The 15,725-nt window shown below is 34.0% G+C and carries 6 protein-coding genes; 2 read left to right on the plus strand and 4 right to left on the minus strand.

The window, feature by feature from the left end:
• Position 1: 1 nt before the first annotated feature.
• On the minus strand, positions 2-499 hold the full coding sequence (gene tpx / locus RTY06_RS11340; protein ID WP_312824972.1) for a thiol peroxidase: 498 nt from the start codon (positions 497-499) through the stop codon (positions 2-4).
• A gap of 213 nt (positions 500-712) precedes the next feature.
• On the opposite strand from tpx, the gene RTY06_RS11345 reads away from it, so the two are divergent.
• Positions 713-2,932 carry an NADP-dependent isocitrate dehydrogenase gene (locus RTY06_RS11345; RefSeq protein WP_312824974.1) on the plus strand — a complete coding sequence of 740 codons (2,220 nt, stop codon included), beginning with the start codon at positions 713-715 and terminating at the stop codon, positions 2,930-2,932.
• A gap of 111 nt (positions 2,933-3,043) precedes the next feature.
• On the plus strand, positions 3,044-5,440 hold the full coding sequence (locus RTY06_RS11350) for a hypothetical protein (protein ID WP_312824976.1): 2,397 nt from the start codon (positions 3,044-3,046) through the stop codon (positions 5,438-5,440).
• Between the two features lie 41 nt (positions 5,441-5,481).
• Here the strand turns inward: RTY06_RS11350 and RTY06_RS11355 are convergent, their stop codons facing one another.
• The 3 genes from RTY06_RS11355 to RTY06_RS11365 all read right to left on the minus strand — a co-directional run bounded on the left by RTY06_RS11355 (position 5,482) and on the right by RTY06_RS11365 (position 15,686).
• Positions 5,482-8,175: a PD-(D/E)XK nuclease family protein gene (locus RTY06_RS11355; protein ID WP_312824978.1), complete on the minus strand. Its 2,694-nt coding sequence runs from the start codon at positions 8,173-8,175 to the stop codon at positions 5,482-5,484.
• 126 nt (positions 8,176-8,301) lie between these two features.
• Positions 8,302-10,653, minus strand: a complete 2,352-nt coding sequence (locus RTY06_RS11360) for a BamA/TamA family outer membrane protein (protein WP_312824980.1) — start codon at positions 10,651-10,653, stop codon at positions 8,302-8,304.
• A complete protein-coding gene (locus RTY06_RS11365; RefSeq protein ID WP_312824981.1) occupies positions 10,653-15,686 on the minus strand; it encodes a translocation/assembly module TamB domain-containing protein in 5,034 nt (1,677 codons plus the stop codon). The genes RTY06_RS11360 and RTY06_RS11365 overlap by 1 nt, the downstream gene beginning before the upstream one ends.
• Between the last annotated feature and the right edge of the window lie 39 nt (positions 15,687-15,725).

Raw genomic sequence — 15,725 nt, forward strand, 5'->3', positions numbered from 1 at the left:
TTTATTTCAACGCGCTGATTGCGTTTTCGTAATTTGGTTCTTGACCAATTTCCGAAACTTGTTCTGTGTAGATAACTGTACCTTTTTCGTCCAAAGCAACTACAGCTCTACTCAACAATCCTCTCAATGGAGAATCATCCAAAGTCACTCCGTAATCTTCTCCAAAATTCCCTCTAAAATCAGACAAAACTTCTACATTATCAAGACCTTCAGCAGCGCAAAATCTGCTCAATGCAAAAGGCAAATCTCTAGAAACATTGATAACAACTGTATTTTCCAAAGAACTAGCTTCTTTATTGAATTGTCTTGCAGAAGCTGCACAAACACCTGTATCAATGCTTGGGAAGATGTTCAACAATACTTTTTTGCCGGTATAATCAGCCAAATGTTTTTCTGATAAATCTGCAGCAACTAATGTAAACTCTTGAGCGATAGTTCCAACTTCTGGCAAAGCTCCAACTGTATTGATAGGACTTCCTTTGAATGTAATTTGTGACATTATTTCGTATAATTTATTTCTTCAAAGTTAATGGTTGATTTCTGAATTTTCAAATTTTAAAATTGACTTTAATAAAATTTAACTTTTACTAATTTACAAAGAGTAATTAATTATCTATTTGAATAAAAATCATATTTCTACTATTAGAAAATTATTATAAAAACACTAAATTTGTATGTTTTGAAAAAACAGTAAATAAAATCAACTACTATAATGTCAGAAAAATCAAAAATCATCTACACGCTTACGGATGAAGCGCCAATGCTTGCAACACATTCTTTTTTGCCTATTGTTAAGGCTTTTACTTCGGTTGCAGACGTTAACATCGTTCCAAAAGACATTTCACTTTCAGGAAGAATCTTGGCTAACTTTCCAGAGTTCTTGACTGAAGATCAAAAAATCGGTGATGCTTTAACGGAACTTGGACAATTGGCTACAACTCCGGAAGCAAACATTATTAAATTACCAAACATTTCTGCTTCTGTTCCTCAGTTAGACGAGGCTATTGCAGAATTACAAGCTAAAGGTTTTGCAGTTCCAAATTATCCTGCTGAACCAAAAACTGAAGAAGAAAAAGCAATCAAAGCTAAATTTGCTAAAGTTCTAGGTTCTGCCGTGAATCCTGTTCTAAGAGAAGGAAACTCAGACAGACGTGCGCCAAAAGCTGTTAAAAATTATGCCAAAGCTAATCCACATAAAATGGGAGCTTGGGCATCTGACAGCAAAACGGATGTGGCACATATGGAAAGTGGCGATTTCTACGGAACTGAAACTTCTACAACTGTGGAATCTGATTCTAAATTCAAAATCGTTTTCTTTGGAAATGACGGTTCTGAGAAAGTTTTGAAAGATTTCGCAAATCTTAAAGCTGGTGAAGTTATTGATTCTTCTGTAATGAATCTTAATTCATTGAAAGCGTTTGTACAAACTGCAATTGATGAAGCAAAAGAAAGAGGTGTCATCCTTTCTGCGCACTTGAAAGCAACGATGATGAAAATCTCTGACCCTATTATTTTCGGGGCAATTGTTGAGACTTTCTTCAAAGATGTATTTACAAAATATGCTGAGACGTTCAAATCTCTAGATATCAATCCAAACAACGGATTACAAAACCTTTACGATAAAATCGCTGGAATTCCTCAAGAAGCAGAAATCAAAGCAGACATCGATAAAGCGCTTGAAAACGGACCTAGAGTTGCAATGGTAAACTCGGATAAAGGAATCACGAATTTCCACGTTCCTTCTGACATTATCGTTGATGCATCTATGGCTGCATTAATCAGAAACGGAGGAAAAATGTGGGACAAAGTTGGTGCTGAAGATGATACAGTAGCGATTATCCCAGACCGTTCTTATGCAGGTTTTTACCAAGCTGCAATTGATGATATGAAAGCTAACGGAAAATTAGATCCAACAACAATGGGTTCTGTTCCAAACGTTGGTCTAATGGCTCAAAAAGCTGAAGAATATGGTTCTCACGACAAAACTTTCCAAGCAGAAGCTGACGGAACTGTTAAAGTTCTTGATGAAAACGGAAACGTTCTATTGGAACAAAAAGTTGAGAAATCTGATATCTTCAGAATGTGTCAGACTAAAGATGCACCAATCCAAGATTGGGTAAAATTAGCGGTAAACAGAGCAAGATTATCTGATACACCAGCTATTTTCTGGTTGGATAAAGCAAGAGCGCACGATAGAGAAATCATCAAAAAAGTAGAAAAATATCTTAAAGTTTACGATACAACTGGACTTGACATCAGAATCCTAGATGTGAAAGATGCAATGACAGAAACGCTTAAAAGAGCAAGAGAAGGAAAAGACACCATCTCTGTTTCTGGAAACGTTTTGAGAGATTATTTGACTGACCTATTCCCTATTTTGGAATTGGGAACTTCTGCGAAAATGTTGTCTATCGTTCCTTTGATGAATGGTGGCGGTTTGTTCGAAACAGGAGCCGGAGGTTCTGCGCCGAAACACATCGAGCAATTCATCGAAGAAGGTTATTTGAGATGGGATTCTCTTGGAGAATTCTTAGCATTGCAGGCTTCTTTGGAGCATTTAGCTCAAACTCAGAATAATCCAAAAGCTCAGATTTTGGCTGATGCTTTAGATGAAGCTAATGCTAAATTCTTGGCTGAAGATAAATCTCCAGGAAGAAAATTAGGAACAATCGATAACAGAGGTTCACATTTCTATTTGGCAACTTATTGGGCAGAAGCTTTGGCAAACCAAACTAAAGATGCTGATATTGCTGCTAAATTTGCGCCTGTTGCAAAAGCATTGACAGAAAACGAAAGCAAAATCAATGAAGAATTAATTGGTTCTCAAGGTAAAGCTCAGGAAATTGATGGTTATTACAGACCAGATTTCGCAAAAACTGATTCTGCAATGAGACCTTCAGTAACTCTTAATGAAATCGTCAACGGACTCTAATCTGATTCTTGTTAAAATTAACATAAAACCCTCGACAAATGTTGAGGGTTTTCTTTTGTTTAATTAATTTGCAGAAAGAATTAACAATCAATTATAATTAAGCTTTTTGATATGAGAAAATCGTTTATACCTTTTCTTTTTGTAGTAGGAATGATGCAGTTTAAAGCGCAAGACAAGATAGATAAAGCCATCCAGAATCTGGAACATAATTATACTCAGGAAAAAGTCTATCTTCTTTTTGATAAAGACCAATATGTTGTTGGCGATAATATCTATTTCAAATCTTTTGTTCTTAATGGTTATAACCGCTCACCTATTTCCAATACTTTGTTTGTAGAGTTGTATGACCACAACAAAAACCTTATTGACAAAAGAACGATTTTCCTAAAAAATGGTGAAGGCGATGGAAGTTTTGTTTTGACTAATGCTTTGAATGAAGATGTCTATTTTATTAGAGCTTATACAACTTGGATGGCGAATTTTTCTGAGGAATTTAATTTCATAAAAGAATTACCAATTTACAACCCTAATTCTGAACAGAAATTAGTTCTCGATAAAAATACCAAATGGACTTCTAATGTGTTTCCAGAAAGCGGAACTTTCATAGATAATATTCCAACCAAATTTGCTGTAAGACTATTTTCGCAGGGAATTCCGCCAACTTCTTGGAGCGGTTATGTAATCGATTCGGAAAAACCTAATGAGAAGTTAGCCACTTTCAAAAACTTAGATCAGAATGTAAGCACGTTTACTATCACTCCAAAACTTGGAAAAACTTACAAAGCGATTATTGAAGATAATAAAGGAATAAAGCAGACAGTTGCTTTACCTTCAGTTTCGAATTCTGGAATCAATCTTCAATTAACGAATGATGAGAAAGGAATCAATTATAAAATAAAAGGAACCAATCTTTCTCAAGGTTTACAAGGTTACAGCATTATTGGAACAATCAATAACCAATTGGTTTATAGAGCTAATATAAAAACACCTGCAAGCGAAGCTTCTAGTACAATTCCTACAAAAGTCAGTAATGATGAAACTGCAGTTTTGCAGATTACAATCTTTGATGAACAACAAAATCCGGTAGCGCAACGATTGTTTTTCGTCAATCCAAAAAAACTAAATCTTGAAAAACCTACTTTGGCTTTCTCAATGAATAATGAGCCGAGAGCTTTCAATAGTTTTGATATTGAGCCTGATGATGATTATAAAAGTTATACGGTTTTGGTAAAGGAAATTTCGCCGTCAGAAACGAAAAATGAAAACACACTTTTAAGTGCACAATGGTTGACCGGAGATTTCACATCTCCAGTTTTCAATCCGTCTCAATATTTTGAAAAGAATGCTAATCCCGAAGCTTTTGATGCATTACTGATTTCTGAAAAATGGAAACGTTTTGATTGGGAATCTTTATTGGCTGGAAAAACTCCAGAATTTAATTATAAACCGCAGAAGAATTTATCATTCCAAGGAAAAGTGACTAATAACGGACGTTTTATTCCTAATAAAAACATTAATCTTTTACTTAAAACAGAAAACTCTGATAAAAATTTTGTTCCGGCAGTTACAGATGACAAAGGTTTTATTTATCTAGATAATATTTATTTTGATGAACCTTTGACCATTTCTTTTTATCTTAATAAAGACAAAAAAGAAGTTTCTGAAAATGATAATCTGAATATTAGTTTTCAATCTTTAGTCAATAATATCCCATATAAAAGTGCTCTTCCTGTTACAAATTACCACTTAGTCAACGATAAAAATACAACACCTGACCCGAGTATTGCAAAAGCACTTCAGAATAGAAAAAACAGACAAGGAATAGATGACTTTAACAAAGAAACTCAAATTGAGGAAGTGAAAGTAACTGCAAAAAAGGTAGATAAAAAAGCAGAATTGGACAAAGAACTTTCAAGTGGAAAGTTCACTGGCATGAACGCTACCATCTTTGATTTAGTAAATGAGAACAAAGATGCACAATCGTCTTACAACATCTTCCAATGGCTACAAGGAAGAGTTGCTGGAGTTACTTTTACCATGGATAGTTCTGGAAATTACGTGCCAAGTATTAGAGGTTCTCAGGCAAGTTTGTTCCTGGATGAGATGCCAATAGATGCAAGTATGATTAATTCTCTACCAGTCAGTAACATTGCTATGGTAAAAGTTTTGAAGAACGATGGTTTGGTTGGTAATACTATCGCAATCTATACTAAAAGAGGAAATATGATTTCTGATGAAGATAAAACAACCGAAAAAATCAATAAAGTTGTTTTAAGAGGCTATGATAAATCTGTGGAATTTGAATTGCCAGATATTACAAGTGATGCCTACAAAAAAATCAAAAACGACACTCGAGAAACTCTATATTGGAATCCAAATCTTTCGGAAGATGCAGGATTAGCGCCAAGAGCAAAATTTTTCAACAACGACAATGCAAAAAACCGAGAAATTACCATTATCAGTTTTGATAAAAATGACAGATTGCTTTATTACAATGAAGTGAAATAATAAAAAAGACTTTCCAGATTTGGGAAGTCTTTTTTTTTATTTCACCAACTCATTTTTTCTTTTTCCTCAAAAGGAATTTCAGGATTCAGGATTTCAAAAATTAAATTTCTGATGGAGTCTTCTACTTCCGAATCTTCGATGTCAATAAAGTTTAGTTTTTGTGGACCATTGTTGACTTCTGCAAAAGACCAGATTGCAGTTTCTATATGATCTGGATTGATATTCAAAACGTTCTTGATACAATATTTATAAATAGAAAGCTGTAAAGCCTGTTTGTAATCATCATTAAAAAATAATTCAGGAAGTTTCTCTTCCTTATTTTTCCCAAGATTAACGGTTAATTTTTTAGGTTTTGCAGTTTTATAATCAATGACTCTTGTGATTCCGTCCAGCCTGTCGATTCTATCAATGAAACCATAAAAACTGATTTTATTATTTTGATTTTCATCAAGGAAAAAATCACAGTTGATTTCTTTTTCCAAATCCAAAATCTCAAAAGCAGAACCATTTTTGACTAACTCCAAATCATACTCAACAATATTACGAACGACCCTTTTGGCAATTTCTTTGTGGATGTAATTCATTCCACGTTCATAGAATTCCTGCTGATGTTTTAGCTTTTCAATCGCAAAGTCAATCGCTGAATCTGTTTGTTGAAGTAAATCTTCTAAATCATTAACCGATAATATTTTACCTTTAATTGGTTCATGTAAAAATTGCAATGCATAATGAACCAAATTCCCATAATTTCTTTGCGAAAGTTCTTCTTCAATTTCGTTAGTTTCTCTGGTTTTGAGAAGATTATTAAGATAAAAATCAATCGGATTATAAAGATAAGTCACAAGATGCGAAGGAGAAACTCGGTTTTTCCATTCGTTCAAAAGTCGCATTACTTCTTCATTTTTATCGATTTTCATCAGTTCCTGAGCAATTGGCTCCGAGGAATTATCGATAATAATGTGTTCAATCTTGTGTGAACTTTCCATTTCCAATTGGGTGATGAAACGGCTTTTTTCGCCTGTATTTACGCCCGAACTCAACGCATTGTAAAGCAAATGAACGTTTTCTGAATTCTGGATTAATCGATAAAAGTGATAAGCATAAATACTGTCATTTTCAAGAAAAGTATTCAAACCAAAATTCTTGCGAACATCAAACGGAATGTAAGTGTTTTGAGTGTTTCCTAAAGGTAACTTCCCTTCGTTGACAGATAATAGAATGATATTTTTAAAGTTCAAAAGACGCGTCTCCAAAAGTCCCATAATCTGGAATCCAGCCAACGGTTCTCCCACAAAATCAATACTTTCTGAATTGACCAATTGATTGATGAGAACTTCCAAAGTTTCTATTTTGACATCAATCTGATAAGGTAATAATTGATTTTTGATGATTTTGAAAACATTCTCAAACAATGCAATATTTTCGTACTGAATATCATCTAATTCTTTGAATTTGAGTTCGTAACAGAATTTAATTAATAAATCTAAAAACTGTTGAGAGCTTTCCGGTTTTTGTAAAAGTTGGAAGTAACTTAGATTTCCCAGTAATTCCTGTAATAATGACTTAGAAATATAAACAATGTTTCTTTCCTCAATTGTTGCGACAAAATTCCGGATAACTTCAGAATCTTTTTTGTCATTCGGTAATTCTTCCAAGATTGGTAAAACATCGGCGTAATAATAGCTAGATGATTTTTTCTCTTGTTGTTTTTGTAGATAAAACAGTTTTTTAATCGCATTACTGAACGAGAGATTCTTCAATGGAAATCCCATTGTAATGTTGACACTTTCAACAACGTTTAAACTGTCTAAAACCGCCGGCAAAAGATTTTCATCCAGCAAAACCAAAGCCGTTTCTGACAATTCATTTTTCGGAATTTTTTTTAGGATTTCGGGAAGGAATTTCGCTTGAACGATATTTCCCGAAACCTCGTAAGTTTTAATATTTTTTGGTTGATCGAATTGATTTTCAATCCATTTAAAATCTCTGCTATCATTAAACTCTTTCCATTTCAAAGTTTCTCGCAGGAATTTTCCGGACTCTTGTCTTTCGTCATCGATGTAATATTGGTCGGCTTGGAAATAAGTTTCGGCTTTGTTCCATTGCAAAAGTTGTCTTACCAATTGCTCTTCTACTCTAGACAACGCATTGAAACCACAAAAAACAAATTGACGATTGGTTTGTTTGGCAAAGTTTTCAATCTTGGAAAATGCTTCCTGATATAACATTCCGGAAGTAGCGAGATTTTCTTTTCTGAGTTCTGATTTCAGAAGTGGTAGAAACTCGTTCATTTTTCTCCAAAAATTCAGGTTTCGTTTTCTTGGATTATCATCGTCTCCGAGGTTTTCTCCCCAGTTTTTGATTCGTTCTTCGTCTAACATCCAAAGCAGGATTTTCTGATCATCATCGGAAAACTTCATCATATCGTCCCAATCTTTCTGTAAAGTCGGAAACCATTTTAGAAAACCAGAAAAATCTTCGGAAGAATCAATTTTGTTATAAATACGGAATGAGAACAACCAAAGTGCAATGCCTTTGATTTCTACATTTTCAGAAAGTTCGGCAATTAGCTCATCGATTGTAACGAAGTTGGGTAAAAGCCCTTGATATTGTTTTTCCTGCAAGATTCTTTTGATGAAAACCATTGGTCTTTTTCCAGGCAAAACAATATCCAACTCGGAGATGTCCTGATGATTTTCTAATAATTCTGAAATGATCTTTTGAAGAAATTGCATAAAAAAGCCTTTAAAAACTTAAAGGCTCAATTTAATTATTTTTTTGTTGATTTGAAATATTTATCAAATGTAAAATCTAGAATAATTTATTATAACAGAAAATACACTAAATTCTATAATATTAAATTAGAACGGATATCCAATCGCAATATTCAGAATCAGATTATCTTTTCTCCAAGAACTGTCTCCGAATTTGATTCTATCTAAAACCCAGCGGTCGCCTTTTTCATAATAAGGAACTCTCAACGGCATTGCAAGATCTAATCTTAAAATCAAAATTGAAAAATCCAGACGCATTCCAATACCAGCTCCAACCGCTAATTCATTGAGGAAATCTTTTGAGAATTTTCCGCCCGGTCTAGTAGAATCTTCGTTCATAAGCCAAATATTTCCTGCGTCAACAAAAGCAGCAACATTTAGAAATTTATAGATATTGGCGCGGTATTCTGCATTCATTTCTAACTTAATATCACCTGACTGGTCAAAGTAGAAACTCGCATTCTGAGTTCTTGGATCATAACTTCCCGGTCCCAATGTTCTTGCTCGGAAAGCTCGGATACTGTTACTTCCTCCAACAAAAAACTGCTTGGAATAAGGCATCAATTCTGAGTTACCATAAGGATAAGCAACTCCTGCAATAATTCTGGAAGCAAAATTAGTTTTCTCACTGAACTTGTGATAGAATCTGAAATCATTTTCCATCTTCAAATATTGGCTGAAAGGAACATTGAAAATTTCTTTTTCCTTCCCATTTTTAGCATTGGCACCGGTTACAAGACCTGTGATATTTCCTGCTAAATCCAGCATTCCTTTGTAATAGATAGTATTAGTTTTTGGAGAAGTTGTGTTGGTATAAGTATAACTATACGTTGGTCCAAAAATTAACTGTTTCGCTACAACTCTTCCCAAAGTTGGATTAGGCGGAATACCTTTTTCGATATTTCCATCAATCTGTTCTTGATATTTTGCAGTCACAGTTTGAGGCGCAACCATCGTAATATCAATCACTTTTAAATCGTGTTCTTTTCTGATGTTTTCTTTCCAAGCATATCCAAATGACGCATTGAAATTATGAAGTGTATATAACTGTGTTCGGCTTTGATATTCGTAACCAAGAGTAATATTAGTCCTTGGAACATACTCGCTGGAAGAATTAAAACGAAAAGGCGCAACAATTCTCGGGATAGAAAGCTGTGTATTTGCACCAACTCTAATGATGTTGTTAGCATCTTTTGCTCCTCCCATCTGCACATCAAATGCTCCATAAATTGAAGCTTTCAACTGTTCTGCTCCTCGGAAAATATTTCTGTGAGTCCAGTTCAAATTAACTTCTCCTCCACCATAATTTGCGGAATTGGTTCTTGCCAAAGTTTCCAATCTTAAAGACTGAATCTGTCTTGGCGTCAACAGATAATAAGCATCAAATTTATGATTCAAAGAATCTGAAACTACAAACTCATTTTTAACAAATTTGAAAACTCCTAAACTAATCAATCGACTCAAGGTCAAATTATGATCTGCACGATTATACAAATCTCCCTTTTTAAAGTACAAAGCACGATCAAAAATCTTCGGTTTGAACTTATGATCCGGATCAATGACATAAATATCGTCGTGAGCATATTTAGCAAGAGAATCGGCATTCATAGGAACGCTGTACTTTCCTTGTTTTACATCTCTGATATTATAATTGGGGAATACAACCACTTTATCAATAGAAAATTGCTGTGTTGCCAGATCTGGCGTTTCATCTTTTAATTTGACATTCAGTTCCACTTTATGGTTCTTGGAAACCGTACTATCAGCCTGAACGATGATATTGTCCTGATGAAAATAATAGAATCCTTTTTCCTTCAAACCATTATCAATTCTTTCTCTTTCAGCTTTGATAACATCAAGATTAAAAGGATTTCCGACCTTAAGCAGAGATTTATCTTTTAAATTTTGGATCTCTTTATTAACCAGAGTTGAGTCTTCCTGAAATTTAACCTGGCTAATCAAATATTGATTTCCGGGATTAACTCTATAAATAACCTGTGCTTTTTTATTTTTTGAAATTGTGTCGTAAGTTGCCTGCGCATTGAAATAGCCTTGATTTTCGGAATAATTAACCAAAATATCTTTATTAAATTCTCTATCAACATCGCCTAGCAAAACCGGTTTTTCTCCAAATTTATATTTCAGCCAATAGTTGAATCCTTTGTCTTTTTTAGGTTCTTTAGCAATGTTGTAAGCGTACAATTTTGGACGTAATCCTAAGAAAGTCGAGTTGGGTTTCGGTGTAAGATTTTCCTCAAGTTCGACTTTTAGAGCTTTCTTTTCTTTTTTAGAAATACTATCATTTTCGATTTTCACTTCGGCGCCTGTGTAGAGCATTTGTCCTTCTTTCAGAAATTTCACATTACTACACGACGACACAATTGCTACAGTTGAAATCGCAATTATTATTTGGAAATGATTATTAATCCTAATCTTCATTATTTAAAATCTACAATTTCTTTGTTCTTATTTTCTCTTTTAGTTCTGGACTTTTCTCTTTTAGATTTTTGAAAAATCTCACGGAATTTATCATAATCCAAAGTGATAATAAAACCTAATCCCGTTTCGATAATCTGACCTTGAAGCGCAACCTGATACTCATCTTTTCGATAGGCTCTCAGCATATATCTTCCATCTTTAGACAGACTATAATCTACAGTTACATCACCAGCAATATTGGTTGTGTTTTCATTTTGTCTCGCATCACCTTCTACTCCGAAATTACTTCCTACAGAAACTTTCAGACGGTCGTTCAATAATTTTTTACTGATGTCAACATTCAGGTCTGTTCGGGTATTTTTTGTTCCGGTTGAATAATCTTCGGAAGATTCTAAACCTAGATTAAGGTCAACGCCTTTAATCAATCCAGAAGCGAGATTGTTCAATTGCTGAGACAAAATTTTGCTCACACTCTGTCTTGCCAGAGCTTCTGCAGAAAGCCCGGCATTACTTTCAAAAGGGTTTTCACCTATGAAACGATTCAGTAAAAGTAAAGCAAAAACCTGCTTGTTCATTTCATTTTCATCGGTTCTCAGCTGAGCTAATTTCTGATCCACAACATCTTTGACATTGGTAGAAACCGAATTGTCCTTTTCTGCTGTAGTAATATCAAAAGTGATAACTGGTTTTAACAATTCTCCATTCATTTTAAGCAAAGTATTGAACTCCATTCTTTGTTTATACTGATTAAGTGTTGAAGCACTTTCTCCACTGATCTGCTGTTCAACCAAATCCAGCGGTGCAGTCTCCGTTTTATAAACAGCAGTAATATCCAAAGTTGCAGAAGTTGGTTCTCCATTCCAAGTAATCGTACTTCCTTTTTGGATATCGAATTTCCGCTTCAAAAGACTCACAGTCATATCATAACTTCCCTGCTCGACTTGGTAAATACCTACAAGAGTTGTCTTTCCGGAAGGATCAATTCCACCTGTTAATTCTGCTTCACCTTGAAGTTTTACAAAATCACCATTGGCTTTATCAATAATAATAGACATTTTCGCTTCTTTGCTGACTTCAATATTCACACTCACATCCATTCCTTTGATCTTATTTTTAGCAGCCAAAGAATCTGCAACGATAGTTTTGTTGAGAGCAATCTGATCTTGGTCAATGAACTCCACAATCCCGTCTCTTTCCTGTAATGAAGGACTGGACTGAGGCAGAACAAAAGTAAAATCCGTATCATCGGAAACGGCTAATCTTCCGTCAACTTTTGGTAAATCGAGATTCCCTCGAACGTGTAAACCTGCATCAATGGCTAGAATCCCGTACATCATTGCATCATTTGATTTTTCCGAATTCACGACTTTGAAATCTCTAGCATTGATATCCAGATTAAATCCAAAATCTCTGTAAGTCTGTGTCAAAACCTGACCGTCAATTTTAAGCGAATTCCCGTCCTTATCATTGATCTTGAAATTATCAAACTCAATTCCTCGGTTCGTAAACGAAATTTTATCATTAATTTTTCTAAAATCACTTCCGGTTTGTGATATCATCAATCCGACATTATTCATTTTTACATCACCAAGAATTTTTGGTTCAGTTGCAATTCCTGTAATTTTCAAATCGCCAGAAAGATAACCTTCTGTATTCGTAATTGCGTTCATAGAAAAACCTTGGAGTGTTTTCATCTGAAGCTGATTCATTGCCAGATCAAGGTCAAAACTACTGGCTGAAGTATTGTAATTTCCTGTGATTTTAACATCATTATCGTTCCCTGAAAGTGTAATATCTGCGTTGATAACATCCGCTGAAGTATTATTAGCTTTCACAGAAAGATTTCCAACTGGACTTCCGTAAACAAACAGATCTGAAACATTGATATCTGCGTTGAAATTCATTTTCTTATTCAAGTCTCGAAGTTGAGCAGTTCCGTTGATAGATCCTTTTGCTAAAAGTGAATCTTTTTTGATAATTTCTGTAATCGTTTCGATTTTGAAATCTTTCAAAGTGACATTCAAAGGACTGTTGGGAGAGTTATTTTCGGATTGTACCAAAATTTCACTTCCAGAATTTGACAATCTAAAATTATCTGCAAAAATACCTTGGCTTCCAATCTGAATTTTATTTCCTTCCGCAACCGACCAATTCATATAATTCAATTTTAAACCACTAGGATTTAAGGAAATTTCAGTAATGTCATTCATAGATTTGGCATTTCCGGCAATCAGGAATTGCGTCTGATCTTTCGCATCTTTTGTTGTGATATTATAATTAATGACATTATTCGAAACATCTCCATTGACATTGACTTTATTCAAAGCAAAACTTTCACTTTTCAAAGCTGCAACATCAAGATTATATTGTAAAGCCTGATTTTCATTCGTGATTTTTAAATTGGTATTTTCAAGCGAATTGGTTCCATATAAAACCTGTGGAATATTGGCATCGAGTTCTATTTTTTGAGAATCAGCGTTGTAATTCCCTGTGATATTAATGGTTTCAAAGCTTTTCAAATCAGGAACAAATTTCCTGATCAAATCATCATTTTTGATTTTTGCATTCAAAGTAAAAAACTGTCCAGCATCAATTTTTGAGTTCTTTTTAGGTTTTTGGAATTGATAATATTGATTCACAGTCTGCGATAGAGCTCCAAAAATCTGAGTTAGTTTATATTTTCCATTCAATTCTACATCGGCAATCTGGGAATTGAATTTGATCTGAGTAGAATCTTTTCTAGAAAGCGCATTCAAATTAATCTCCTGAATTGGATAAACTTCCTTAGTATCAGAAATCGCAAAGTTTTTCAGGTTCAGATAACCATTCAGATTATCCGGATCAAGACTTTTGAAATCACCGTCAATCGCACCAGCCAAAATCATTGGAGAACTGTAGAAACCTAATTTATTAATATCCAATTTTTCGATACTTCCATTGACTTTCACAGTTGGATTTTTATCATCATAAACTCCGGAAGCTGTCAATTGCAGATTAGCATTAGGGTCTTTGGAATTTAATTCAATATCGTAAGCGCCACGATTGATTTTCCCTTTCAGATTCATATTCTGATAAGTGTAACCATTGTAAGTTGCAGATTTCACATTGCCTGCCAATTGAGCTGACATTATTTTAGGGTCAAAACTTTGTCCTTTTGCTGTAATCTGAGCAGTGATTCCACCAATATCTTTATTCTGAATCAGTTTTCCGATCTGTAGATTTTGTAAATTAGCTTTTACATCAAACAATTCACGGTTCTTTCTTCGCATATCAACTTTTGCAATGATTCCAGCATTTCCTAAAGTTGAATGTAAATTCAAATCCGTATTCACGACTTTTGTTGTTCCTTTTGCAAAACCTTTGATGCTGAAATGCGACGGCAGAGAAATATTAGATGGAATCGTGCCTTTCGGAACCAAATTGAAAATAGTTTTTCCCGAGGAAGCTAATTCGCCAATTCTTAAATCATAATAAAGTTGATCCGGATTCATCGCATTTTTAATTCTTCCTGAAGCCGAAACCCGCAATTGGTCCAAGCCAGAAACCTTCAAATCATTAATCATAAGATCATTTACCAAACCTTTTACATTGGCATTGACATTTAGAATTGCATTTGGATATTTGTTGAAAGGAGCTGTATTTCGTAAAGTCGGAACTAGATTTAAAATGTCAGAAAAACCAATTTTAGAATTTTCAATATTGGCTGAGATCTTAACAGCTCCTGGATTTGCTGATAATTGCTCAATCGAATTATAATTAAGGATCACTTCGTCTCTCAAAACCGTTTTTGGCGTTTGAAGATAAAGGTCTTTCAAATATGCTTCTTTCTCCGAATAAACAAAATCCGTATTGAACTTTTGAATATCCAAACCTCGTTTCTCCTGAATTTCTGCTGATTTCACAGTTCCTGCAAAACCATTATTCTCCATTTTGAAATCTCGGACATCAACATTTAATTTTCCAAAATTAAGATGATTGAAATCCATTCCTGTTTTGGTTGGAGCAATTGCTGTATTGTTATAAGCAACTTTTACATCTTCAAAAATCAGTTTTCCGAGAAACACTTTCATTGCTTTTTCTTTCGCTGAAGCTGTTGAAGTTTCAGAAGCTTTTTCATCTTTCGGATTCGCATTGGAAGTTGGTAAAAACAAATTAGCAATGACATCTGCGCCTGTAAAATAAACGTTTCCAACATCATAAGAATTATTTTGCAAATCAAGGTTATTGACTTTCGTACTTAATTCTTTAAATAAAACTTTAGCAAAAGTCTTGGTATTATCATCGCCATAATCGATATTGAAATTGGTTAGTTTAATTCCGCTCAAGCCCAGTTTCATTGGTTTTTGCTGATTCAGAGAATCTACTTTTTTCTCGACATTTTTGGAAACTTCTTCTATCAGATCTTGTTTCAGTTTTAGTTTCAATCCATCAAGATTGATATCATTAACAGCATAATTGTTATTTTGAAGATCAAAAGTTTTTACTCTTGTATCGAATGAATTGAAGTAAACTTTGATGTCATTCTTAGACTGTTGATCGTTGAAAGTGACACCGATATCTTGTAATTTAATTTTATCTAAAGAAATAATAAACGGTTTTGACGGGCTTTCTTCCTTTTCCGAAGTAGCGAATGCATCAATAATATAATCAAAATTGAATTTGCCTTGCGGATCTCTTACAACATTTGCGTGAACACCTTCCAAATCTATCGATGTCAAATCAGCTTTGGAGTTGATCAATTGCCACATATCCAACCCAACATCGAATTTCTTTACAGCTAATAATGTATCTATTTTTTGACCTTTTAAATACAGATTTTCAATAATTACACTATTTGGAAAACCAATGTAAATCTTTTCCAAGCTTACCTTTGTTTTGATTTTATCTTCGAGATAAGTGATTGCTTTATCCTTAATAAAATTCTGAACAAACGGCAATCTCAAACTGAATATCAGCAAAACAAAAAAAACCAATATGGAAATAATGGTTATTAAAGTACGTTTAAGAATCTTTCTTTTATTGAGTTTTTTCAAATCTTAATAGTTTACAAAATTAGCTATAACAAATACTGT

This window comes from Epilithonimonas sp., from assembly GCF_032055105.1.
Lineage (GTDB): Bacteria > Bacteroidota > Bacteroidia > Flavobacteriales > Weeksellaceae > Epilithonimonas.

Excerpts from the sequence above, each read along its gene's own strand:
- RTY06_RS11360 (WP_312824980.1), bottom strand. The coding sequence starts at position 10,653 with ATGAAGATTAGGATTAATAATCATTTCCAAATAATAATTGCGATTTCA.
- RTY06_RS11345 (WP_312824974.1), top strand. The coding sequence starts at position 713 with ATGTCAGAAAAATCAAAAATCATCTACACGCTTACGGATGAAGCGCCA.
- RTY06_RS11350 (WP_312824976.1), top strand. The coding sequence starts at position 3,044 with ATGAGAAAATCGTTTATACCTTTTCTTTTTGTAGTAGGAATGATGCAG.
- RTY06_RS11355 (WP_312824978.1), bottom strand. The coding sequence starts at position 8,175 with ATGCAATTTCTTCAAAAGATCATTTCAGAATTATTAGAAAATCATCAG.
- tpx (WP_312824972.1), bottom strand. The coding sequence starts at position 499 with ATGTCACAAATTACATTCAAAGGAAGTCCTATCAATACAGTTGGAGCT.